At 68.7% G+C, this 21,720-nt stretch carries 21 protein-coding genes and 1 pseudogene; 11 read left to right on the top strand and 11 right to left on the bottom strand.

Features of this window, described 5'->3' with window-relative positions:
• Positions 1 to 50 precede the first annotated feature (50 nt).
• Together A5678_RS11145 and A5678_RS26460 are read left to right on the top strand one after the other, a co-directional pair.
• Positions 51 to 1,343, top strand: a pseudogene (locus tag A5678_RS11145) (HNH endonuclease signature motif containing protein); the annotation flags it as partial.
• A gap of 83 nt (positions 1,344 to 1,426) precedes the next feature.
• A complete protein-coding gene (locus tag A5678_RS26460) occupies positions 1,427 to 2,032 on the top strand; it encodes a class I SAM-dependent methyltransferase (RefSeq protein WP_082945503.1) in 606 nt (201 codons plus the stop codon).
• Here A5678_RS26460 and A5678_RS11135 read toward each other — a convergent pair.
• Together A5678_RS11135 and A5678_RS11130 are read right to left on the bottom strand one after the other, a co-directional pair.
• Positions 2,029 to 2,901: an SDR family NAD(P)-dependent oxidoreductase gene (locus A5678_RS11135; RefSeq protein ID WP_068042090.1), complete on the bottom strand. Its 873-nt coding sequence runs from the start codon at positions 2,899 to 2,901 to the stop codon at positions 2,029 to 2,031. The two genes, A5678_RS26460 and A5678_RS11135, sit on opposite strands and share 4 nt — an antisense overlap.
• Positions 2,898 to 3,500 (bottom strand): TetR/AcrR family transcriptional regulator, encoded by a 603-nt coding sequence (locus A5678_RS11130; protein ID WP_068042087.1) that lies wholly within the window; start codon positions 3,498 to 3,500, stop codon positions 2,898 to 2,900. Before A5678_RS11130 ends, A5678_RS11135 begins: the two co-directional genes overlap by 4 nt.
• Positions 3,501 to 3,574: 74 nt before the next feature.
• Between A5678_RS11130 and A5678_RS11125 the strand changes: the two genes are divergently transcribed.
• The 3 genes from A5678_RS11125 to A5678_RS11115 all read left to right on the top strand — a co-directional run bounded on the left by A5678_RS11125 (position 3,575) and on the right by A5678_RS11115 (position 7,308).
• Positions 3,575 to 4,726 (top strand): phosphotransferase family protein, encoded by a 1,152-nt coding sequence (locus tag A5678_RS11125; protein WP_068042519.1) that lies wholly within the window; start codon positions 3,575 to 3,577, stop codon positions 4,724 to 4,726.
• The gene (locus tag A5678_RS11120; protein ID WP_068042085.1) at positions 4,726 to 5,841 is read left to right on the top strand and encodes a hypothetical protein; all 1,116 of its coding nucleotides are present in this window, start codon (positions 4,726 to 4,728) and stop codon (positions 5,839 to 5,841) included. Before A5678_RS11125 ends, A5678_RS11120 begins: the two co-directional genes overlap by 1 nt.
• A gap of 120 nt (positions 5,842 to 5,961) precedes the next feature.
• The gene (locus A5678_RS11115) at positions 5,962 to 7,308 is read left to right on the top strand and encodes a flavin monoamine oxidase family protein (RefSeq protein ID WP_068042517.1); all 1,347 of its coding nucleotides are present in this window, start codon (positions 5,962 to 5,964) and stop codon (positions 7,306 to 7,308) included.
• Here the strand turns inward: A5678_RS11115 and A5678_RS11110 are convergent.
• Positions 7,303 to 8,259 (bottom strand): alpha/beta fold hydrolase, encoded by a 957-nt coding sequence (locus A5678_RS11110; protein ID WP_068042082.1) that lies wholly within the window; start codon positions 8,257 to 8,259, stop codon positions 7,303 to 7,305. The two genes, A5678_RS11115 and A5678_RS11110, sit on opposite strands and share 6 nt — an antisense overlap.
• A gap of 123 nt (positions 8,260 to 8,382) precedes the next feature.
• Between A5678_RS11110 and A5678_RS11105 the strand changes: the two genes are divergently transcribed.
• On the top strand, positions 8,383 to 9,753 hold the full coding sequence (locus A5678_RS11105) for an NAD(P)/FAD-dependent oxidoreductase (RefSeq protein ID WP_068042079.1): 1,371 nt from the start codon (positions 8,383 to 8,385) through the stop codon (positions 9,751 to 9,753).
• Here the strand turns inward: A5678_RS11105 and A5678_RS11100 are convergent.
• From A5678_RS11100 to A5678_RS11090, 3 genes are all read right to left on the bottom strand, one after another.
• Positions 9,750 to 10,145: an STAS domain-containing protein gene (locus tag A5678_RS11100; RefSeq protein WP_231983633.1), complete on the bottom strand. Its 396-nt coding sequence runs from the start codon at positions 10,143 to 10,145 to the stop codon at positions 9,750 to 9,752. The two genes, A5678_RS11105 and A5678_RS11100, sit on opposite strands and share 4 nt — an antisense overlap.
• A gap of 428 nt (positions 10,146 to 10,573) precedes the next feature.
• Complete coding sequence (locus tag A5678_RS11095; protein ID WP_068042077.1) at positions 10,574 to 11,665, bottom strand: AraC family transcriptional regulator; 1,092 nt, start codon at positions 11,663 to 11,665, stop codon at positions 10,574 to 10,576.
• A gap of 42 nt (positions 11,666 to 11,707) precedes the next feature.
• The gene (locus A5678_RS11090) at positions 11,708 to 12,886 is read right to left on the bottom strand and encodes a glycosyltransferase (protein ID WP_068042074.1); all 1,179 of its coding nucleotides are present in this window, start codon (positions 12,884 to 12,886) and stop codon (positions 11,708 to 11,710) included.
• A gap of 187 nt (positions 12,887 to 13,073) precedes the next feature.
• Here A5678_RS11090 and A5678_RS11085 point away from each other — a divergent pair, with 187 nt between their 5' ends.
• Positions 13,074 to 13,958: a chemotaxis protein CheB gene (locus tag A5678_RS11085; RefSeq protein ID WP_082945502.1), complete on the top strand. Its 885-nt coding sequence runs from the start codon at positions 13,074 to 13,076 to the stop codon at positions 13,956 to 13,958.
• Here the strand turns inward: A5678_RS11085 and A5678_RS11080 are convergent.
• From A5678_RS11080 to A5678_RS11070, 3 genes are read right to left on the bottom strand one after another with little or no spacing between them, the layout of a single operon-like run.
• A complete protein-coding gene (locus tag A5678_RS11080; RefSeq protein ID WP_068042068.1) occupies positions 13,955 to 15,796 on the bottom strand; it encodes a CheR family methyltransferase in 1,842 nt (613 codons plus the stop codon). The two genes, A5678_RS11085 and A5678_RS11080, sit on opposite strands and share 4 nt — an antisense overlap.
• A gap of 56 nt (positions 15,797 to 15,852) precedes the next feature.
• Positions 15,853 to 16,611, bottom strand: coding sequence for an STAS domain-containing protein (locus A5678_RS11075; protein ID WP_068042511.1), 759 nt, complete (start codon positions 16,609 to 16,611; stop codon positions 15,853 to 15,855).
• Positions 16,604 to 17,620: a chemotaxis protein CheB gene (locus A5678_RS11070; RefSeq protein ID WP_068042064.1), complete on the bottom strand. Its 1,017-nt coding sequence runs from the start codon at positions 17,618 to 17,620 to the stop codon at positions 16,604 to 16,606. Before A5678_RS11070 ends, A5678_RS11075 begins: the two co-directional genes overlap by 8 nt.
• A 145-nt stretch (positions 17,621 to 17,765) precedes the next feature.
• Between A5678_RS11070 and A5678_RS11065 the strand changes: the two genes are divergently transcribed.
• A complete protein-coding gene (locus tag A5678_RS11065) occupies positions 17,766 to 18,023 on the top strand; it encodes a hypothetical protein (protein WP_007168278.1) in 258 nt (85 codons plus the stop codon).
• Here the strand turns inward: A5678_RS11065 and A5678_RS11060 are convergent.
• Entirely contained in the window at positions 18,017 to 18,583 is a 567-nt protein-coding gene (locus A5678_RS11060) for a nucleotidyltransferase (protein WP_068042061.1), read from the bottom strand. The genes A5678_RS11065 and A5678_RS11060 overlap by 7 nt on opposite strands.
• 288 nt (positions 18,584 to 18,871) lie before the next feature.
• Between A5678_RS11060 and A5678_RS11055 the strand changes: the two genes are divergently transcribed.
• Genes A5678_RS11055 through A5678_RS11045 form a run of 3 tightly spaced genes read left to right on the top strand, consistent with a single transcriptional unit; the run spans position 18,872 to position 21,436 of the window.
• On the top strand, positions 18,872 to 19,813 hold the full coding sequence (locus A5678_RS11055; RefSeq protein WP_068042058.1) for an acyl-CoA dehydrogenase: 942 nt from the start codon (positions 18,872 to 18,874) through the stop codon (positions 19,811 to 19,813).
• Between the two features lie 7 nt (positions 19,814 to 19,820).
• Positions 19,821 to 20,594 (top strand): PIG-L deacetylase family protein, encoded by a 774-nt coding sequence (locus A5678_RS11050; RefSeq protein WP_068042509.1) that lies wholly within the window; start codon positions 19,821 to 19,823, stop codon positions 20,592 to 20,594.
• 53 nt (positions 20,595 to 20,647) lie between these two features.
• Complete coding sequence (locus A5678_RS11045) at positions 20,648 to 21,436, top strand: endonuclease/exonuclease/phosphatase family protein (protein ID WP_068042055.1); 789 nt, start codon at positions 20,648 to 20,650, stop codon at positions 21,434 to 21,436.
• Here A5678_RS11045 and A5678_RS26450 read toward each other — a convergent pair.
• Positions 21,399 to 21,716, bottom strand: coding sequence for a DUF3349 domain-containing protein (locus A5678_RS26450; protein ID WP_082945501.1), 318 nt, complete (start codon positions 21,714 to 21,716; stop codon positions 21,399 to 21,401). The genes A5678_RS11045 and A5678_RS26450 overlap by 38 nt on opposite strands.
• Between the last annotated feature and the right edge of the window lie 4 nt (positions 21,717 to 21,720).

Genomic DNA, 21,720 nt, shown 5'->3' with positions numbered 1-21,720 from the left:
ACCGCGCTCGGGCACTCCTTGTCGAATGTCTGTTCGATAGCGTTGGGTTCGTGGGCTTCCGGATGAGCGCCGAACAGGCGCGAGAGCGGATCGGTGCCGCTCTCGACGCGATCGATGCCGCGCACGACGTGCTGCGCGCGACGTCGTCGGATGTGGTCGGCAACGACTTCCGGGTCGAGGTCGCCGAACGGCTGGAAACCCAGAAACGCACCAACCGCGGGCTGATGTACCGGTTGTTCGCGGAGATCGCCGACCCGCCCGACGGAGGCGGGTTCGTGCCGGGGGTGCGCGACAAGCTGTGGGCGCGGCTGCGCATCACGCCCAACGAGATCACCCGCCGCTCCCGGCTCGCGGCCCGGATCCGGCCGCGGCGGTCGCTGACTGGCCCGCCCGTACCGCCGGAGCTACCGGCACTGGCGGCCGCGGTGTCCGACGGTGCGGTGGGCGAGGACCACATCCGGGCGGTATGCACGGCGGTGGATATTCTGCCCTCCTGCGTGTCGCTCGCGGACGCGGCGGACGCCGAGGTCGCCCTGGTGCGGCACGCGGCCAAACTCGACGCCGGCGTCGTGGCCCGGCTCGGCCGGCGGATTGCCGACCATCTCAATCCTGACGGCCTCTTCAACGACGAGGATCGCGCCCGGCGCCGGCGGCTGCACCTGGGCCCGCAGGGGCCCGACGGCATGTCGCGGCTGTCCGGGCTGCTTGACCCCGAGGCCCAGGCTTACTTTGAAGCCGTCGAAGCGGCCGTACGGCCCGGCCGCCACCAACCCGACGCCGCGGGAAGCGAAGCCGAAACTCGCGACCGGCGTACGCCGGCCCAGCGCTGCCACGACGCGCTCAAACTGGGGCTCGAAACCGCCGTCGCGTCCGGCCGGCTCGGGGCGCACCGCGGTCACCCCGTTACCGTGATCTTCAGCACCACGTTGGCCGAACTCGACCGGGCCGCACACGCGGTCGTCGACTCGACGGTGCCCATGCCTGCGCCCGCCGCAACCGGCGGCGGTTCCAGGCTGCCGATGCCGGACTTGATTCGCATGGCGGCCAAGGGTATTCATTATCTGGCGGTGTTCGACGACCACACGAGCCGCCCGCTGTATCTGGGCCGCCAGAAGCGCATCGCCACCGCCGACCAGAGACTCATCTGCCACGCCCGCGACCGCGGTTGCACCCGACCCAACTGCCTCGAACCCGGCTACCACTGCGAGGTGCACCATTCGCCGGACTGGGCGGACGGTGGCCGAACCGACGCGGACAAGCTGTTTTTCGCCTGCGGATGCGACCACGCAGCGGCGAGCCGCGGCGAATGGCACACGGAGGTAACCGAGAGCGGGAGAATCGCGACCCCGATCCACCCGATACGGACGACAGGTGACGCGCCGCGAGCGTCTCGCCAAACGGCCCCGCCCGGTGGGACACTCGGCGTGTGCCCCCGTACCGCGATGTCGCCGCGTTCGACGATCGTGCTGCCGGCTACGACCGCGGCTGGCGCGGCCGGCTGCACCACGAGATCGCCGACCGCACGGCGCAACTGGCCGTGGCGACGGTCACCGCCCCCGAGTATGTGCTCGACGTCGGGTGCGGCACGGGCTACCTGCTGCAACGGCTGGCTCGCCGCTACCCGAACGCCAAACACCTCGCCGGGATCGACGCGGCCCCTCGAATGGTCGACGTGGCAACGGCTCTCGCGCGCGATCCGCGACTGAGTTTCTCCCGTGGAGTTGCCGAGGAGCTCGACTATGCCGACCACGCCTTCGACCTCGTAGTCAGCACCACATCATTCGACCACTGGTCCAACCAGCTGGCTGGCCTATTGGAATGCGCCCGAGTGCTGCGGCCGGGTGGCAGCCTGGTGCTCGTCGATCAGTTTTCGCTGTGGCTGGTGCCGACCCTGGCCGTCGGACGTCGCGGCAAGGCGCGCACCCGGCACCGCGCCGAGAAGCTGCTGCTGCAGGCGGGATTCCAGTCCCCGAAATGGCAGCGCCTGCACGCCGTGATCATCAACGCGGTCACGGCGAAGACGCGGGCCTAGTCGGGCTCGAAGGGCCGGAAGCTGCCGTCGAGAACCTGCAGATGGCCGATCGTGCGACCGGTGACTCTTTCGGGATCGACCAACGTCAATTCGACTGCCGCGCGTGCGAATTCGTCGGCAGCGGCGGTCTCGTCGAACTCACGGGCATAGTAGGCCAGCCCGGGTGTGAGGATCGGTTTCGATGGCGACAGGGCATTGACCGCGATCTGATGATCGGCGAGATCGTATGCGGCGCACTGGGTCAGATGCTCCAGCGCCGCCTTGGAGCCGCCATAGCCGGGCAGCACGCCCCCGCTGCGGTCCGGGTAGGGCCCGTTGCCGGGGATCCTCGATGCGACCGAGGTGACGTTGATGATCGACCCCGCGCCCGCTTCGATCATGTCCGGGCACACCAGCTGCATGAGCTCGTAGGCGGCGAAGACCGCGATCTCGAAATGCCGGCGGTACGCGGCCAGCGGGATGCTGACGAATCCCGGCCAGCCGGGTTTGACGGCGCCGCTCGCCGGCGTGGCGGACTTGGGGCGCGGTTCGGCGCCCGGCGCCGGAGGACGGCCGGGCGCGGTGAAGGCCGCGTTGTTGACCAGGATCGTGATGGGCCCCAGGGCTTCTCGCGCCGCAACCACCAGCCGGGCGATATCTTCCCGGTCGGTCAGGTCGGCCCGGATCGCCACCGCGCGGCCGCCGGCCGACTCGATGTCGGCCACCGTTTCGCCGATGGTGCCGGGCAACCGCTCGTCCCATACCTGCTCGGTGCGACCCGCCACCGCGACGGCGGCGCCCTCCGCCGCGAGGGCCAGCGCGATCGCCCGGCCCAGTCCGCGGCTGCCGCCGGTGACGATCGCGGACCGCCCCGCCAGCCGCCCCGTCATCGCGTCACCCCGTGCACGACGATGGCGGTGGTCTGCTCCACCCACGCGTCGTCGAGTTCGTCCTCCGGGCGCAGCAGCAGGCGCAGCATCGTGGCTCCCCCAATCAGCTCGATCAACCGGTCCGGGTCCACATCGGGGTGCGCTTCACCCCGCTCGACGGCGTCACTCAGCCGCACCCGCACCGTCGCGAACAGGTCCGCAAACCGCGACATCACCCGGGCGTTCAAGGCGGGATCGGCCGTCATGTCGGCCACCAGGCCCGGTAGGGCGGCGCGAACGACCGGGGTGGTGAAGACGTCGCGAGTGGCCTCGATCATCATGCGGATGTCGGCGGCGAAGTTCCCGGCCGGCGCCTCCAGCGCGGTCGGCGCCACCGGGAAGGCCGCCTCGTGCACCAATTCGGCCTTGCTCGACCACCGGCGGTACAGCGCCGACTTCGTGGTGCCCGCGCGCTCGGCGACCGCCGCCAGACTCAAGTTTGAATAGCCCATTTGGACAAGCAGTTCCGCGGTGGCCGCTAGGATGGCGGAGTCGATACGCGGGTCCCGCGGGCGGCCGGCGCCGGGGGCCTTGTCAATGGCGGGCGGGTCTGCTTTCATAACGCTACCTACCGTATCGTAATTGCCGCGCCGAAGTCTCAAAGAGAATCAAGTCTCAAAGAATGGGGGCCCCCGTGGCCAACGAACCCGTGCTCGACAAGGTCGACCGGCTGCAGCGGTCCAGCCGAGACGTCACGACGCTGCCCGCGGTGATGTCGAAATGGCTGTCGACCATCCTGCCCGAAGGAGCGGCGCCGGAGGTGACCGTCGAGAGCGGCGTCGACTCGACGGGCATGTCGTCGGAGACCATCATCCTCTCTACTCGCTGGCAGGAGGACGGGAAGCGCGTCGAGCAGAAGCTCGTGACCAGGGTGGCGCCCGCCGCCGAAGACGTGCAGGTGTTCCCCACCTACCGGCTTGACCACCAATTCGAGGTCATCCGGAAGGTCGGCGAACTCACCGACGTCCCCGTTCCGCCGGTGCGCTGGCTCGAGCCCACCGGCGAGGTGCTGGGCACCCCCTTCTTCGTGATGGACTACGTCGACGGCGTGGTCCCGCCCGACGTCATGCCTTACACATTCGGCAACAACTGGTTCGCCGACGCGCCCGCCGAACGCCAGCGCGAGCTGCAGGACGCAACGGTCGGGGTGCTGGCCAAGTTGCATTCGATCCCCAACGCGGAGAAGACGTTCGGCTTCCTCTCCGAGGGGCAAGCCGGCGACACCGCGCTGCGCCGGCACTTCAACTGGGTGCGGTCCTGGTACGACTTCTCGGTGCCCGACATCGGCCGCTCGCCGCTGCTGGAACGGACCTTCGCCTGGCTGGAGGACAACTGGCCGGCCGAACCGGCCGCACGTGAACCCGTGCTGCTCTGGGGTGACGCCCGGGTGGGCAACGTGCTGTACCGCGACTTCCAGCCGGTCGCGGTGCTGGACTGGGAGATGGTCACGCTCGGGCCCCGCGAGCTCGACGTGGCGTGGATGATCTACGCGCACATGGTGTTTCAAGAACTGACCGGCCTGGCGGGCCTGCCGGGCCTGCCGGAGGTGATGCGCGAGGACGACGTCCGCGCCACCTATCAGCGGCTGACCGGCGTGGGGGTGGGCGACCTGCGCTGGTTCTACGTGTATTCGGGCGTCATGTGGGCCTGCGTGTTCATGCGCACCGGCGCGCGCCGGGTGCACTTCGGCGAAACCGAGAAACCCGACGATGTCGAGTCGCTGTTCTACCACGCCGGGTTGATGCGCCGTTTAATTGGCGAGGGTCTTATCGGAGAGGAGCAATAATGCTCGGCCCGCTCGACGAGTTCCCGGTACATCAGATTCCGCGGCCGATCGCGTGGCCGGGTCCCTCGGACCGCAACTTCTACGATCGCTCCTACTTCAACGCCCACGACCGCACCGGGAACATCTTCGTCATCAGCGGTATCGGCTACTACCCCAACCTCGGCGTCAAGGACGCGTTCTTCCTCGTCCGCCGCGGGGACACCCAGACCGCGGTGCACCTGTGCGACGCCATCGACTCCGATCGCCTGAACCAGAACGTCAACGGCTACCGGATCGAGGTCATCGAGCCGCTGCGCAAGCTGCGGTTGGTCCTCGACGAAACCGAAGGCATCGCAGCCGATCTCACTTGGGAGGGCCTGTTCGACGTCGTGCAGGAGCAGCCGCACGTCCTGCGGTCCGGCAACCGGGTGACGCTGGACGCGCAGCGGTTCGCCCAGCTGGGCAGCTGGAGCGGTCGGATCGCCGTCGACGGCGAGGAGATCCCCGTCGACCCCGCGACCTGGCTCGGCAGCCGCGACCGGTCCTGGGGGATCAGGCCGATCGGCGAACCCGAGCCGGCGGGGCGGCCCGCCGACCCACCGTTCGAGGGCATGTGGTGGCTGTACGTGCCGATGGCGTTCGACGAATTCGCGATCGTGCTGATCATCCAGGAGGAGCCCAACGGCTTCCGCTCGCTCAACGACTGCACCCGCATCTGGCGCGACGGCCGCGTCGAGCAGCTGGGTTGGCCCCGGGTCAAGATCCACTACCGCTCCGGCACCCGCATCCCCACCGGCGCCACCATCGACGCCACCGCCCCCGACGGCACCGGGGTCCACTTCGACGTCGAGTCCAAGCTGCCGGTGCCGATCCACGTCGGCGGCGGCTACGGCGGCGACTCGGACTGGCTGCACGGCATGTGGAAGGGCGAGAAGTTCGTCGAACGCCTGACCTATGACATGGCCGACCCGGCGATCGTCGCGCGGTCCGGTTTCGGCGTGATCGACCATGTCGGCCGGGCGGTATGCCGCGACGGCGACCGCGACCCGGTGGAGGGCTGGGGTCTTTACGAGCACGGCGCGCTGGGCCGCCACGACCCGTCCGGGTTCTCCGACTGGCTGACCGTCGCCCCCTAGTCAGCCCGCGAACGTCGAGGAGTTCCGAGATTCTCGGGCCATCTCGCGCAACAAGTCGACGTTCGCGGGTGTCGGGCAATTGCCCTACGAAATCGCGGAAATTGGGGTTGACTGGTGCGCGTGACAAATCCACCGTGGATTGTCGACGTTGTCGTGGTCGGCGCAGGCTTTGCTGGACTCGCCGCGGCGCGGGAGCTGACCCGCCAAGGCCACGATGTGGTCGTCTTCGAGGGCCGCGACCGCGTCGGCGGCCGGTCGTTCACCGGCAGCGTGGCGGGGTTGCCCGCCGATCTGGGGGGCACATTCGTCGGCCCGACCCAGGACGCGGTCTTGGCGCTGGCGGCCGAACTCGACGTCCCCACCATCCCGACCCATCACGACGGCAAGAACGTTATCCACTGGCGTGGCTGGACGCATTCCTATCGCGGCACCATCCCCAAACTGTCGCTGACCGGGCTGCTCGACATCGGCCGGTTGCGTTGGCAATTCGACCGGATCGCCCGCAGCATCCCGCTGTCGGCGCCCTGGGACGCGCGCCGGGCGTGCGAACTCGACGGCGTGTCGCTCGGCGGCTGGCTGCGCTCGGTGCGCGCCACCGCCTCGTCGCACGACCTGCTGGCGATCGTGTCCCGGGTGACGTGGGGGTGTGAACCCGACGACGTGTCGATGCTGCACGCGGCCCGCTACACTCGCGCCGCCGGCGGGCTGGATCGGCTGCTCGACGTCGAAAACGGTGCCCAACAGGACCGTTTTCCGGGCGGCACCCAGCAGATCGCCGAGGCCGCGGCCGCCGAGCTGGGCAACCGGGTCGTGCTCAACGCGCCGGTCCGCCGCATCGACCGGCACGGCGCAGGGGTGACGGTCACCACCGACGTCGGCCAGGCGGAAGCCGGATTCGTAGTCGTCGCGGTGCCGCCCGCCCATCGCGCGTCGATCGAGTTCGCTCCCCCACTGCCCGCCGAGTACCACCAACTCGCCCAGCACTGGCCGCAGGGCCAGCTCAGCAAGGCCTATGCGGCGTATTCCACACCGTTTTGGCGGACCAACGGCTTCTCCGGCCAGGCGCTGTCCGACACGGGGCCGGTTTTCATCACCTTCGACGTCAGTCCGCACGCCGATGGGCCGGGCGTCCTGATGGGCTTCGTCGACGCGCGAGCCTTCGACTCGCTCTCCCCCGAGCAGCGTCGCCGCGACACGTTGCGCTGCTTTGCGACGCTGTTCGGTGACGACGCCCTGAAACCGCTCGATTATGTCGATCACCGTTGGGGCGCAGAGCAATTCGCACCCGGCGGTCCCACCGCCGCGGTCCCGCCGGGCTCGTGGACGCGATTCGGGCCGTGGCTGCGCGAGCCGGTCGGCCCCATTCACTGGGCGGGCACCGAGACCGCGGACGAATGGACCGGGTTTCTCGACGGGGCGGTCAGGTCCGGTCAGCGCGCGGCCGCCGAGATCACCGCCTTGCTATGAACTGATCCGCACGTCCTGGGTCACCGATTCGGCGAGTGCCCGGAGGTGGCGGTTCACCTCGCGCGGGTGTTCCAGCATCGAGCAATGGCCGCCCGGCAGCTCGACCAGGCCGACGACGTTGGGCGCGGTGCCCGCGATCCTGCGGGCCTGGCTGATGGGGGTCAGCCGGTCGCGTTCGCTGCCGATGACCAGGGTGGGCACCGTCAAACCGTCCAGCTCGAGGTATCGCGACCCCAACGCCGCGACCAGCATCCTGGCGCAACCGGCGCGTCCCGCGGGCGACGTCTGTTCGAAGAACTGGTGGACGATCCTGGCGACGCTGGGGTCGGCTTCCTTGCCCACCGCCAACATCCCGACCACGTAGCGGCTCGGGATGCGGGCCGCGGCGGGGATCGGGAACCCACCGAACGCGTTGATCAGCGCCCGGGCGGCGGCCACTCGGGCCGGCGAGAGCCCGTGCGGCACCGAGAGTAGCTGGACCTTGCGGACCAGGTCCCCTGTGGTGGTGTTGATCAGCGCGACGGCGTCGGCGCGCCGGCGAACCATGTGCCCGTAGCGTGCCGACCACGCGGCGATGGTGATGCCGCCCATGGAGTGGCCGGCCAGCACGGCGCGCTCGTGCGGCGCCAGCGTCGCATCCAGCACCGAGTTCAGGTCGGACGCAAGGTGTTTCAGGCTGTATCCGTTGCGCCGGGGCATGCCACTGCGCCCATGCCCGCGATGGTCGAAGGCAATCACCCGGTAGTCGTTGGCCAGGTCCGCGATCTGGTAAGCCCAGGCCCGGATGGCGCACGTGATGCCGTGCGTCAGGACAATCGGGTACCCGTCGGGCGGACCGAACACCTCGGCGTGTAGCCGGGTGCCGTCGGTGGCCCGTACGGGAACGGTCCGGCTGGGCGGCAACACATCGGGGTACGGGTCGACGGTGCGAGCCGATCGCCGAGGACTCATCGTCGCTCTCCCCTCGAACACTGGCCCGTCGCCACAGTTAAGGACTGTCGGAAGTTTATCCCCAAGGTCCGTTCGGATTCGGTAAATCCGGCAAACCGTTTTCGGTGTGAGACGCTAACACCCATGTACCCGATATCGCGTCGGGAATTCATCGCGGCTACCACGTTCGTGGTCGGCGGCGGGCTGATGGCCGCCTGCGCGCCGTGGCGTCCGCCGGCCGTGCGCCCGCCGCGACCGGATACCCGGTCGGTGCTCGTCATCGGCGCCGGGATGGCCGGACTGTCCGCCGCCCGCAGCCTCGCGGATGCGGGGTGGCCGGTTCGCATCATCGAAGCCCGCGACCGCATCGGCGGCCGGGTCCACACCGACCGCGACTGGGGCGTGCCGCTGGAGATGGGCGCGTCGTGGATCCACGGCACGTCGGACAACCCGCTGGTGAAGCTGGCGCGGCAGGCCCGGGCCCAGCTGGTCACGACCGACTATTACAGCTGGGTCAAACTCGTGGTCGATCCCAAACTTCCACCGCTCGACTACGACCCCACACTGTGGCGCGTGTTCGTGGAGCGGGCGCGTTATCAATTCGACGCCGGCAGCCTGGCGGCCGCGGTCGACGCCGCGGCCGGCGGCGAAGTACTGTCCGTCTCGGACCGCGCCCAGTTGGCCTTCTACCTCACCACCGAAATCGAGGACGAGTTCGCCGCCGACGCGGATCAGCTGTCCGCCATCACCTTTGACGAGGGCGACTACACCGGCGGCGATCAGGTCGTCATCACCAACGGCTACGACGCCCTGCCGAGGATTCTCGCCGACGGGCTGTGGGTCGAGCTGAACACGCCGGTGACCGCGATCGCGCGGCGCGACAATTCCGTCGTCGTGCGGACGAAAAACCGGTCTTTCCAGGCGCCCGCCGCGATCGTCACCGTTCCCCTCGGGGTGCTGAAAGCCGGTGCCATCGCTTTCGATCCGCCCCTTCCCGACCAGCACAGCCACGCGGTCGAGGCGCTGGGCTTCGGGGTGCTGTCGAAGAGTTTCTTCCGGTTCAACCGGCGCGGTTGGACGGTGGACAACGCCTTTTATCAATACTTGGCCGCCGACGCGGGCTGGTGGGCCCAGTGGTTCAGCCTCCCGGCAGCCGCGGCCCCAATCATGTTGGCATTCAACCCCGGTGACCGCGGCCGCGCGGTAGAGGCCTCCTCACCCCGAGATCTGCTGGCCACCGCGCTGCCCGTCGCTCACCGGCTGTTCGGCGATGACGTCTCGCCGGTCGAGGTCAAGACATCGAACTGGAGCGCCGACCCGTATGCGCGCGGCGCCTACTCATTTCACGCCCCCGGCTCCGGCCTGGACGACCGGCGCCGGTTGCAGGAACCGATCAGCGATCGGCTTTATCTGGCGGGCGAAGCGGTCGGCGTCAACAACCCGGCCACCGTGCACGGCGCCGTGTCCAGTGGCCGGTACGCCGCGGAACAGTTGATGCACCGGCTGAGCCGTTAGGAAGCCAGCCCGCGGAGCCGAATCGGCGCGTCACGCTGCGGTTCGTGCTGGCGGGCCGGGTCCGACACCAGCCGACGGCGGGCCGTGCTGACGCCTTCGATGTGCGCGACGGCCGCAGGGACCGAGTCGGCCATCGGCAGCCCGAGTTCGGGCAGCACCTGCGTGAGCCGGCGCAGCGCCACGCCGCTGACGATGCAGCAACGCAGCCCGGCCCGCCGCTGCTCCTCGTTGAGCGCCAGCAGCGCTCGCAGGCCCGAGGCGGCGATGAAGTCCAGGCCGGCGAGGTCGAGGACCAACGGCGCCCTGAGCTGCGCAAAGCGGCGAATGGCCCCGGCGATCAGGTCGGTGTTGGATGCGTCGACCTCGCCTTCGATGCGCAGGATGGTGGCCACGCTACGCGCGTGGACATGGATTTGCGCTCCGGCGCAATCGATTTGGTAGCGGTTGCGCGGTTGCCCGAGCAGCCCGGGGGTATGTCGGTCAGGTGTATAAAGATCTGTTGAAGCAATCATGTTGAGTGCGCCCTTCAAGGGGATTGTGATGAGCAGGGCGGGCGACGACGGTGTCCGAATGGCGCCCGTTGATACGGCAGCTGGGGACTCAACCTGACAACAGCCTACCGGCTATGGCGGCGGTCCGTGCGCACAAGCGGCGCCGTGGGCCCACGGCGTGACCCGAAATCGGCGCTCAACCAGGCGGTTTCGCGTACGACTCCGCGCGCGAAAAACATCTTTCGGCGTGTTGGGTTCAACGAGGATGGCGAGACGGTGACATCCGCTCAACGCGGCGGTCTGACCTGGGGCTTAGCGGCGTGTCGTGGTCACGACCGGGGGGTCAAGTGCCGGAGGGTGGTGTGCGGGCTCTGGCCGTACGTCTGCCGGTACAGCACCGCGAACCGGCCGGTGTGCGCGAACCCCCAGCGCTGGGCGATTTCCGTCACAGTGGTGTGGGACGGCGCCCCGGCCAACAGCTCTTGATGGGCGCGGCTGAGGCGTACCCGGCGGATGTATTCCGTTGGAGTGCTGCCAAGTTGACGCCGGAAGAGATACTGCACCGCCCTGGGCGTCAAATGCACGGCGGCCGCGACGTCGTTGATGCTGACGTCCTCGGCGGCGTGACGATGGATGAAAGAGACGGCGTCCTTCAGCGTTTCGGGTAGCGCGGGCTCGTTGGCCAGATCCTGTTCGGTGACGTTGGACGGGTAGCACTCGAGCAGCGCACCGGCCACCAGCGGAGCGAGCCCGGCCACGATGAGTGGCTGGTGGGCGGTGTCCGGGTCGGCCAAGGTCAACGTCACGTAGTCCAGCGTCCGATGCCACGCCCGCACCGCCGCGCGCGAGCGTGGGCGCCAGTCCAGGAAGTGGATTTGCTGCGGTAACGGCGCGCGCCAATCCGCGGCGACCTTGTGCAGCACGTCCGGGGCGATGCTCACCACATCGAACCGCGCCCCGTTGCACTGCAGCACGCACGGCATGTCGTGGGCGATCAGTATCGGGAAGTCGACCGTGGCGAGGGGACCGCCCGCAACGCTCATCGAGCCCGCGCGAGGCTGGATGACGGCGACCGTGTCAGAGGCCGGAATCTCCACCGCGACGCGACTCTGAATCGTCACGTCGTCCACCGTTAACGAACCCGCTTCGCAGCGCCGATGGGAGACGGCCGAGCGGCCCGTGAGCCCGGTGACGCGCCAGCCGGGATGGTAGGCCTTGGCAAAGAATTGGCGCGCGGTCTGCGCGTCGATGGTGCGGAACTGGTCGTTCCGAAGTGCTGACGCCGAACCCCGCGCGCGCCGCCCCGCGTCGCCCGCGAGGTCGGTGCCGACTCCGGGTTGGCCCGTTTCGGGCGGTTGGCTGACTGCACCGGCGAGCACGCCGGTGCCGGTGTTCTCGGTGGCGCTCGTCATGGTCGTCATAGTTGGCGTCCCCAAAGGGCCGTGCACGGTGTCATCATTGCATCACCGGACACCTGACGACTGCAAGCGTTGCGGCGCCAGACACCTGGTCCGCGCCTGTTGGTAGATGTTCTGCGAGTCAAGCGCAATCCGATCCCAGGCATAACGCGACAGCGCGCGGCTGCGGCCCGCCGCACCCATGCTCTCGCTCTGAAAACGCTGCGCCAGAAGGTTTCTCAAGGTAGCTGACAAGCCGCCAAGGGTTTGCGGCGGCAGCACCAGCCCGGTGACATTATCCACCACGGCGTCCTTGAGCACCCCGACGCCGAACGCCACCACCACCACGCCACTGGCCATCGCCTGCAGCACCGTGGTCGCGCGCGGTGGCTGTCGCGGCGTACACGCGACCACGTCCGCGGAACGCAGCAACATCGGCAATTCGTCACCGCCGACGGTGCCCGCGAACCGGACCCGCTCGGCCACCCCCAACTTGGCGGCCTGCTGCTGCAGCCTGGCCCGCGCCTTGTCGTGATCGGGGTTGGTGGCTTCGGTCTCGGCAACCACCAGCTCCGTGGCCGGAACCCTGGGCATCGCCCTGATGGCGATGTCGAAGCCGTTGCACGGCATCGGATTCGGCGCGAGACAGAGGACGCGATGCAGGTCGGTGCGGGCCAGCGCAGGACCGCGGGAATTAAACCGCTCCACGTCGACCCCGCCGGTCAAAGCGGACACCCGAGCCCGGCTGCGGCGCAGCCGGCTCAGGGCATCGACGTCGTCGGCGCTCTCCCCCGTCACCCACGTCGCGCTGCGCGCCAGTAGCGGTTCGATGCGCAGCCGTTCGCTCTCCGGTGGAGGTCCGGCGGCGCCTCCGGGGCCACTAGTGGCCGCCAACCCCAGAAAACTCTGGACGGTCGGCACCTGTTGCCGCCGCGCGGCCAGTTGGGCGGCCAAACCGCCAAGCCAGCCGTATGCGTGCACGACATCCGGCCGCTCGGCGGCCCATTCCCGCACGAGCGCGCCCGCCCAGTCGCCGACGTAGGGAAGCACCTCCGAAACGGACGTTGCTGCGCGGGGCCCGGCGGGCACTGCTACCGTGCGGTGACCATTCGTGCTGGTTTCTGCACGTCGGCTGTTGTGCCGGACGAATCGGGCGGCCTCGTGGCCACGGGCCGCAAGCGCAGCGGACAGTTGCTGTGGGTCGTCATCGACGATGTCGTCGCCGCTGACGATCGCAATCCTCACTTCGAACCCCCTTTGCGTCGCCCTTGGCGTGGTTGCGTACCCGGCCCAATATCGGTGAAACGGTACCTCCCTGCCACTTCGCCTGTGGCGCCGCAGTTTCGTATTTCGGATAGCAGTGCCCGGAGCCGCAGCGGAAAGGATCGCTCGCCGGACTGTGGGACGGCGGCCGATTTGGAAAACTGGAGGGGTGGCGAGCGACACGCATCGGCCCGTCGTCGAGCTGGTGGTTCTGCTGTCATCGGCGGGTGGTCTGTCCGCGCTCTCGACCGTGCTGAGTGATCTCCCGGCCGACTTTCCCGCCGCCGTCGTGGTGCAGCAACACCTCGGTGACCACGACAGCGTGCTGCCGGCGATTCTCCGCCGGCTGAGCGCGCACCCGGTCAGTTGGGCGTGCGACGGGCAGGTCCTCGCGCCGGGACAGGTGCTCGTGTGTCCGCCGGGAAGCTACCTGGAACTGACACCGGGAGGCCGTTGTCGCCTGTTCGCGACGAAGGATCTCAGGGCGCGCCGCTTCGACGTGCTGCTGCGGTCGGTCGCCGAATCGTATGGACCGCGCAGCGTGACCGCGGTGTTGTCCGGATCGGGGCAGGACGGGGCGGCGGGCACCGCCGCGCTGAAGCGGGCCGGCGCCGTCGTCATCGCGGAGAGCCGGGACACCGCCCTGTACTCGTCGATGCCGGTGGCGGCGGCGCGCGCCGGGGCCGACCTCGTGTTGCCGATTCACCAGATCGGTCGCGCCCTGGCCGGCGTCGTCGAGGGCGTGCCGCTGTCCGAGCTCCAGCCGGAGAGCGGTTGCGATGATTGCCCGGAGCCGGGAGCGCAGGAAGCCGACCCCGCACCGGGAGGCCCACGGCTGTCGCGCGATGACGCCGCCAACACCGCGGCAGCGCGCGCGGAACTGGCCGGATTGCGCGCCGCCGAACTCAGCCGCAGACGCAGCGATCTATCGGCGGGATCCGGCGCCACCGCCCAAACGGTGGCCACGGCGCGGCGCCGGGCCGCCGAGTCACGGCGCCGGGCCCAGTTGGCCCACCAAGCGGCCGAGGAAGCGGCCGCGCGGTGGGGTGGCTAGCTCACCACCTCCATGAGCAGCAGCGCGCCCCCGACCGCTCCCTCGCGCGAACGAAACGACGTGCACGTGACGCGCACCCGGGTCCGCCGCCCGCGCCGGTTGACCGCGTCCACTTCCGCCTCACCTGAGCTTTCGGCGTCGACGAACGCGTGGCCGATCAGCGGCCGGACGCTGTCCAGTGGCATTCCCATGTCCAGGCTGGTCAGTTTGCTTCCCATCGTTTCGTCGGACCGCAGGCCCCAAAGCTCTTCGCAACCGCGGTTCCACAGGATCACCTTCATCTCGCGGTCCACCACAACCATTCCCATGTGAATCGAGTCGATCAGCGAATCCAAGAAGTTCTTCGACTCGTCCAATTCCAGGCTGCGTTCCCGCAACATTTCGTTGATGGTGTGCAGTTCGTCGTTCGTGGACTGCAGTTCCTCGTTCATCGTCTCGAGTTCTTCGTTGGTGGACTGCAGTTCCTCGTTGGTGGTCTCCAATTCCTCCACGGTTGACTGCAGTTCCTCGTTGGTGGTCTCGAGTTCCTCGTTGGTGGACTGCAACTCTTCGTACGCCGCTTCCAGCTGGCGGTTGGTCTGCACCACCTTGTCCAGCAGGGCGCGCGTCGCGCTGACGTCGAAGAACACGATCGACACGCCGAGCAGACCGTTCTCGGCGTCGACGAGTGGGTTGACGTGGATTTCGAACCACACCGTCTCGGCGCCCGGGCGCTGCCATTTGACGTCTTGGATCCGCGCCGACCGCCGCTCCACCTTGGCCTGCTCCAGGTAGGCGCGCAGCTCCACCGGACGATAGGACACTTCCAGGTCGCGCAGCAGCCGGCCGATGTCGCGGGCCGAGAGCCCGAACAGGGTCTCGGCCTGCTGGTTGATCATCGCGACGGTGTCCTCGCCGGTGACCACGATCTGGGCAACCGGACTGGCGCGGAAAGCCAAGTCGCGCACCGTGGTCAAGCCCGTCAGGTCCTCGTTGCGTTCATAGAATGCCCCGGCCGGGTCGTAGCGCTCCACGCCGGCGTGGCTTCCGACGGCCTTGCGAAAGATTCGGTGCTTCAGATTCAGCGGGGTGAACCGGTCGCCGTGGCTGAGCAGCATCTCGGCGTGCCCAAGGAACAGCGTTCCCTGAGGGGCCAGCGCAAAATGCAGGCGGCCCAGAACGTTTCGCTGTGTTTCGGCGTTGAGGTACATCAAGGTGTTGCGACACACCAGCAGATCGACGCGGGAGATCGGCGCATCCTTGACCAGATCGTTGCGGCCGAAGATCACCGCACGGCGCAATTCCTTCTGAAAAACATAGCGGCCGTTGACCTGTTCGAAGTAGCGCGTCAGCAACTCGGCCGGCACCGGCTCGACGGCCTTGGCGTCATAGGAAGCGGCGCGCGCCTCGCTCAGCGCGTCCTCGTCGATGTCGGTGGCATAGATTTTGACCCGTTGACGAAACGCCTCGGGCCCGAGGTTCTCGGCCAGCAGCATCGCCAGCGTGTAGGCCTCCTCGCCGGAGGCGCAACCCGCGCTCCATACCCGGATCGGGTCGTCCGGGCCACGCTCGGCCAGCATCCGGGGAATGACTTCCGAACCGATGTACTCCCAGGCCTCCGCGTCACGGAAGAACGCGGTGACGTTGATCAGGATGGTGTTGAAGAGCGCGGCGAATTCGTCGGAACTGGCTTGCAAGAAGTCGAGGTATTCCTCGAAGGAGGAGTAGCCGGCCTGGTCCATCCGGTGGCGGACGCGGCGCATCAGCGACGTGCGCTTGTAGCCGGTGAAGTCGAAGCCGCGAGAATCGCGCATGTAGCGCAGCAGGGCCTCAAAAGCCTCGTCAGTCGTGCCGTCCATTCAAGTCCCGTCCGCATCCAGCCTGGCCGAAGGACTTGAACATTACTCGCCGGTCGTCAGAATCGATCCTCGCGACCGACCAATGCCCAGACCGTCTTGCCCGCCGACGTGGGGGTGCTGCCCCACGTTCGGCACAGCGCGGAGACGATCGCCAGGCCGGACACGACCTCGGCGCCGCGATCGGCGTCTTCGTGCCGGCCGGGCAGGCGGTCGCTGCAATCCTCCACCGCGACGGTGACGGCGTCCCGGTAGCTTTCGACGATCAGCACCGGCGCGCTGTCGGTGTGGTCGAGGACGTTTTCGATGAAGACGGTGGCCACGGTGGAAGCAACCGGAATCACTTCGCGGCACTCCCACTCGGTGAGCCAATCGGTGACGACGCCGCGGGCGAGGGCGAGGCTGCCTGCCGAGCGCGGGAGCTCGGTGCGCGCCCGCCGGCGAACCTGGATTGACCGGCTGCGGACGGCTTCCAGTGCCGACTCCCGGCTGGCATGGATGGGCACATATCGCACCACCCCGCCCTTGCTAATCACCCGTCGTACATGCGGGTCCGAGCAGACGAGCAGGATCGGGATGTCCGGCCAGATGCTGACGTGCCAGCGGGCACTGGTGAAAACCGTCCAGGCCGAGGCCGCCGGCACGGACAGCCGGTCGACATCGACGATCACCGCGGGTGGCTCGTCGAGGGCGGCCTTGATGACGGTGTCGCGGAGACCTCGATACGTTGAGCTGTCCAACACCCCCTCTGCCACCAGGATCGGCACATCCTCCTGCGCTTCGGCATCGATGCGGATGGCCGGCAGCGGCTCAGTCACCGGCCTCACCGCCCTGCGGGGCGTTGGCCGACAGCCTGTCGCTGAGCACTCGCAGCGCCCGTTCGGTTTGTTCGGCGAGGTCGGTGTAACGTCGGTTGAGCGGACCGGTCCCCGCCTTGTCGGCGAGTTGTCGCGACAATCGGGCCTTCTCCTGCAAGCTGCGCAGGGCCACCCACAGCGCCCCTTCGACTTCGTCGTCCCGCGCGGCGAGCAACGCGTCGGCCGTCCAGGCGTGACCCACCCGGCAGCGGAAGTTGCCCTCGCTGACGGAAACCAGCGAGCCATTGCAGTCCGGGCACGTGTACCCCGATGGGCTGCCTAGTTGTTCGGAGTCGAAACCGGTGGCGAAACGCGACATCATGGCGATGCGATTCTCTAGTTCCATTGTGGCGTCGCGCTCCATCTCCGAATCCTTCATCACTCGGTGCGACAGCTCTTTGAGCAGGGCGCCGATGTCGGCCGCCGCGGCCTGCTGATCCAGCACGCCGGCATCACGGGCGTGGGTCGGCAGCGCTGGGAACAACGCGTCCTCGGCCGACTGGCCGATGGTGGTGCCCCCTCGCAAGCGGATCGCGGCCAGGCCCAGCACGCCGTCGTCGAGCACACCCGAGAGCAGGATGCCGATAGCGCGGGGGCCGAATGCCAGGGCGACCGAGCGGAACAGCGCGTTGATCGCGGGCCGATGTCCGTTCTCTGTCGGCCCCTGCGACAGCATGACGTGGTGGTCGAGGACCAGCAGGTGGCGGTCGGGTCGGGCCACGTAGATGTGCGCCGGTTCGAGCTTCGCTCCGTCTTCGGCCGGGACGGCCGGCAGCGGGCCGCTGCGGTCGACGATGCGGGCCAGGACGCTCGGCGCGCCGGCGGGAATGTGCAGCGTGATCAGGTAGGCGTAGGGCACGTCCGGGGATAGCCCCGACGCCAGGCGTGACAGCGCTTCCACTCCCCCCGCGGAGGCACCGATCGCCACCACGCCACGCAGATCGCCATTGTCGCTGGTCGCCGTAATCATTACCCCTCGACTACCCGCATCAATCGTAGGTAACCCACTCGGCGAGGAATAGCGCGAAGGCGAAGACCTGGGTTTTCGCTGCCACCCGGGCGGGCATCCTGACCAGGACGCCAGGGATCTCTCATCGTGAACAGGAGGATGAACCATGCCGAATTCGTCGATCAAGAACGAGAAGCTGTACAAGGACCTGCGCAAGCAGGGGGACTCGAAGGAGAAGGCGGCCCGGATCTCCAATGCGGCGGCCGCGCGGGGCAAGTCCTCGGTCGGGCGCAAGGGCGGCAAGTCGGGGTCCTACCAGGACTGGACCGTCCCGCAGCTCAAGAAGCGCGCGAAAGAGCTTGGCATGTCGGGGTATTCAAGCCTCACGAAGGACAAGTTGGTAGCCAAGCTGCGGAATCACTGATCCGTCAGGCCGAGCCGGTCGACCAACACCAGGAAGGCGACCGCGTAATCGTTGTCGGCGGTGCATGTCCTGATTCGTTCCCAGTCCAGGCGTTCGCGGACGGCGCGCACGGCCGGCAGCAGCTTGGCGAAGTCGCAATAATGCTCGCCCAGCGAGCGCAATTGCTGGATCAGCACCATCGTCGGCGGCAGCACGGGCATCCGGATCGCCAACACGTCGTGCTGCTCGGCGCAGTCCAGGACTGAGGGTTCCACCCGCACGCCGTTGACGCGGTGCAGCACGTCGACGACCGTGTCGCCGGTGCGCGCCTTGAAGAGCCAATCCTCCGGGGGCCGCTCGACGGCGAACCCCGCATCGCTCAGTGCGGCCACGGCGTCGTCCACGTCGGCCTCGGCGACCACCAAGTCCACATCGTGCGTAGGTTCGGGCGCGCCATATGCCCACAATGCGTAACTGCCGGCCAGCGCGAACCGAGGGCCGTTCTCCTTCAGCGCCGACGCTGCACCGCGCAGCGCTTCCCGCAGCTGCGTGCTGGACGCGGGGGCCTCGATGGGTGCCATGGTGCATGAGTCATACCCCGCTGGCGGCCGGTACAACCTGCGCGGATACGGCGCCAGAGGTGGTAAGCCCGTTTAACTTGCGGCGATTTGGGCAAATCTTCCTGTTGTGTCAACCGCTTGGATCCGCGCCTATGCTGCCGACGCCGTGATCCCTGCTCACAACGAGCGGGTCGTCGGCCGCCACACCGAACTCCGCCTCATCACACCGGCGCGAACCCAGGCTCGGGCGCCACACGGGTTCGATCACCGCCTCAGGCAACTGGGGAGATCGGCGGCGGGTGATTGCGCGTGACGGCGGGTTTGGTCAGGCACTGGCTCGAGTCGGGACGGCTCGAGCTGCCATTGCCCGCTTCCGGGCGCACGGCGGAACGCTGGCAACGGCTGGCGTCGCTGGCCGAGGAGAACATCGTGGCGGCCCGGGTCGCCGAAGCCCACGTCGATGCGGTCGCGATACTTCACGAATTGGGTGGTAAACCCCCGGAATCCGGTCAGCTGTGGGGTGTTTGGGCGGCCGAAGCGCCGGACGCGGTGCTCACGGCCACCGACGTCAAAGGGGCGTTCACCCTGACGGGCACGAAGGTCTGGTGCTCGGGAGCCGGGTTTTGCACGCACGCATTGGTAACCGCCCGTCTCGAAGACGGGACGCGGGGCCTGTTCGCCGTGCAGGTGACCGACGCAAGCGTCAAGCCGCTACCCAGCACCTGGTGGAACGCCGGGATGGCGGGTAGTGACACTCGACCCGTGCAGTTCACCAACACGCACGCCGTCGCCGTGGGCGATCCGGGCGACTATCTGAGCAGGCCCGGCTTCTGGCACGGCGCCATCGGTGTGGCGGCCTGTTGGCTCGGCGGCGCGCGCAGGGTCGCCGATCCGCTATACCGTTGCGCCCGCAGCGAATCCGCCGATGCGTACTCGTTGGCTCACCTCGGCGCCGTCGACGCCGCGCTGGCCGCCGGCGACGCGATCCTGGCCGCGGCGGCCGCACATGTCGACTCCGACCCGTTCGACCGGACCGGCACCGCCCAACTGCTGGCCCGCCGCGTCCGCACCGTCGCGGAACACGCCGTCGACGAAGCCATCACCCGCACCGGCCGCGCGCTGGGACCGGGTCCGCTCTGCCAGGACGGAAGGCACGCCCAGCGGGTCGCCGACCTGAGCATCTATATCCGGCAAAGCCATGCCGAGCGCGATCTCGCCGAGCTCGGGCAGCTCGCGGGCCGCCAGCGCTGAGGACGCCGTGAGAGCCGCGCCCCCCAGCAACAGCGCCCGGTTCGTGGCCAAACCGCTGACCCATGGTGGCACCCCGACGCCGTTGTGGCTGGCCGCTTTGGAGCACGGACCCCTGCCGGCGCTGGACCTGGCGGAGTGCCGGCGCCTGATCGTCGTGGCGCCCCACCCGCACGACGAGACCCTCGGCCTGGGCGCGACGATCGCCCAACTGATCGCATCGGGCGTCGACGTCCGGGTGGTGTCGGTCAGCGACGGGGGTGCCGCCCAGCCTGGTGCGACAACGTCCGGCCGGATTCGCCTGTCGACGACGCGCCGATACGAACTCCGCAGGGCCACAACCATTTTGGGTGCGCCGCCCCCGGTGCGCCTGGGCTTGCCCGACGGCGAACTGGCCAACCACGAGGATCGGCTCACCGGAGCCCTCGTGGACATCTTGCGGTCGGTCGGTTCCGGCGCCTGGTGCGCCGCCACCTGGCGGGGAGACGGGCAGCCCGACTATGAAGCCGTGGGGCGCGCCGCCGCGGCGGCATGCGCCCGCACCGGCGTCGCGCTACTGGAATACCCGGTCTGGATGTGGCACTGGGCCAGCCCGGCCGATCCCGCGGTGCCGTGGGGCCGCGCCCGCTCGATCCCGACCCCCGGTTGGGCCGTCAGCCGCAAACGCCAAGCGGCGCAATGCTATCGGAGCCAACTGCGGCCGGGCCGCGGTGAAACTCCGCCCGTATTGCCGCCGTTCGTCCTGCAGCGACTGCTCACCGTCGGAGAAGTCGTCTTCCGCTGACCGAGTTTGCCGGCACGTGACTGCACGGGCGGGAAAGTGGGTAGGAGCACCCTATGCGTGTGGCGACCTTCAACATCCTGCACGGCCGCACCGTCGGTGACGGGGTGGAAGTCCAGCGGCTGCGTGACTGCGTGCGGCGCCTCGATCCAGACGTGCTGAGCCTGCAAGAGGTCGACTGCGATCAACCGCGGTCCGATCGCGCCGATCTGACGGCGGTGGCGGCCGAGGCCATGGGCGCCGTCGAACACCGGTTCGTGGCCGCCATCTCCGGTACCCCCGGGGCGACGTGGATGGCCGCGACGGGTCATGAGCAACCCGGCACCGCGGCCTACGGAATCGCCTTGCTCTCGCGATACCCGGTGGCCAGCTGGCAGGTGGTGCGGCTGCCCCGCATTCCGATGCGATTTCCCATGTACCTGCCAGGACCCAACCGGGTGATGGTGGTCGACGAAGAGCCGAGGGCGGCGGTCATCGCGCAGCTGCACACCCCGATGGGCGGGCTGACGGTGGCCAACACCCACCTGTCCTTCGTGCCCGGCTGGAACCGGCGCCAGCTGCGCCGGCTGGTACACGACCTGCGCGGCTTCCCGGGCCCGCGGCTGCTGACCGGTGACCTCAACATGACACCCAAGACCGTGCGTCGCTGGTCGGGCATGCGCGCGCTGGCCGCAGCCGCGACTTTCCCCGCGGACGCCCCCGACCGCCAACTGGATCACATCCTGACCGACGATCGCCGCCTGCGCGGCAGCGCCGTCGAGGCCGAGCCGATGGGCATCTCCGACCATCGGCCGCTGGTCGTCGACCTCAGGCGGGATGGTGGCCGGCCCGGCCCGGCGACGTGAGCCGGCGCCGGACACGCTCAATCTCGGTTATCGAGGGCAGCTCGTCGGTGACCCTGGTGATCGCCACCCCGACATCAAGGTTGGTGATCGAACGACGCTCGGGGCCGAGCAGCTTCTTCGCGATGGCCGTGACCTCGTCGTCGGACACCCGTCGCGGCAGCAGCGCCAGCAGCGGCGCGTAGCCGAGCGCGGGCGCACGGGCGAGGTGGTTTGAAACGCGTCCGCATGGGGGCGCAGAAAAGGGGCCCGGCCCCCAACTGGGACCGGACCCCTTCGCCAAACGA

The organism is Mycobacterium sp. E2733 (assembly GCF_001667585.1).
In the GTDB taxonomy this organism is placed as follows: domain Bacteria; phylum Actinomycetota; class Actinomycetes; order Mycobacteriales; family Mycobacteriaceae; genus Mycobacterium.
The sequence above is the reverse complement of the archived record's forward strand: the minus strand, read 5'-3'. Positions and strand labels throughout refer to the sequence as shown.

Coding starts and splice junctions, on each gene's coding strand:
- A5678_RS11130 (WP_068042087.1), bottom strand. CDS start 3,500: ATGAAAGCAGACCCGCCCGCCATTGACAAGGCCCCCGGCGCCGGCCGC.
- A5678_RS11080 (WP_068042068.1), bottom strand. CDS start 15,796: ATGGACGGCACGACTGACGAGGCTTTTGAGGCCCTGCTGCGCTACATG.
- A5678_RS11135 (WP_068042090.1), bottom strand. CDS start 2,901: ATGACGGGGCGGCTGGCGGGGCGGTCCGCGATCGTCACCGGCGGCAGC.
- A5678_RS11045 (WP_068042055.1), top strand. CDS start 20,648: ATGCGTGTGGCGACCTTCAACATCCTGCACGGCCGCACCGTCGGTGAC.
- A5678_RS11105 (WP_068042079.1), top strand. CDS start 8,383: ATGTACCCGATATCGCGTCGGGAATTCATCGCGGCTACCACGTTCGTG.
- A5678_RS11060 (WP_068042061.1), bottom strand. CDS start 18,583: ATGGCACCCATCGAGGCCCCCGCGTCCAGCACGCAGCTGCGGGAAGCG.
- A5678_RS11070 (WP_068042064.1), bottom strand. CDS start 17,620: ATGATTACGGCGACCAGCGACAATGGCGATCTGCGTGGCGTGGTGGCG.
- A5678_RS11065 (WP_007168278.1), top strand. CDS start 17,766: ATGCCGAATTCGTCGATCAAGAACGAGAAGCTGTACAAGGACCTGCGC.
- A5678_RS11095 (WP_068042077.1), bottom strand. CDS start 11,665: ATGACGACCATGACGAGCGCCACCGAGAACACCGGCACCGGCGTGCTC.
- A5678_RS11110 (WP_068042082.1), bottom strand. CDS start 8,259: ATGAGTCCTCGGCGATCGGCTCGCACCGTCGACCCGTACCCCGATGTG.
- A5678_RS11120 (WP_068042085.1), top strand. CDS start 4,726: ATGCTCGGCCCGCTCGACGAGTTCCCGGTACATCAGATTCCGCGGCCG.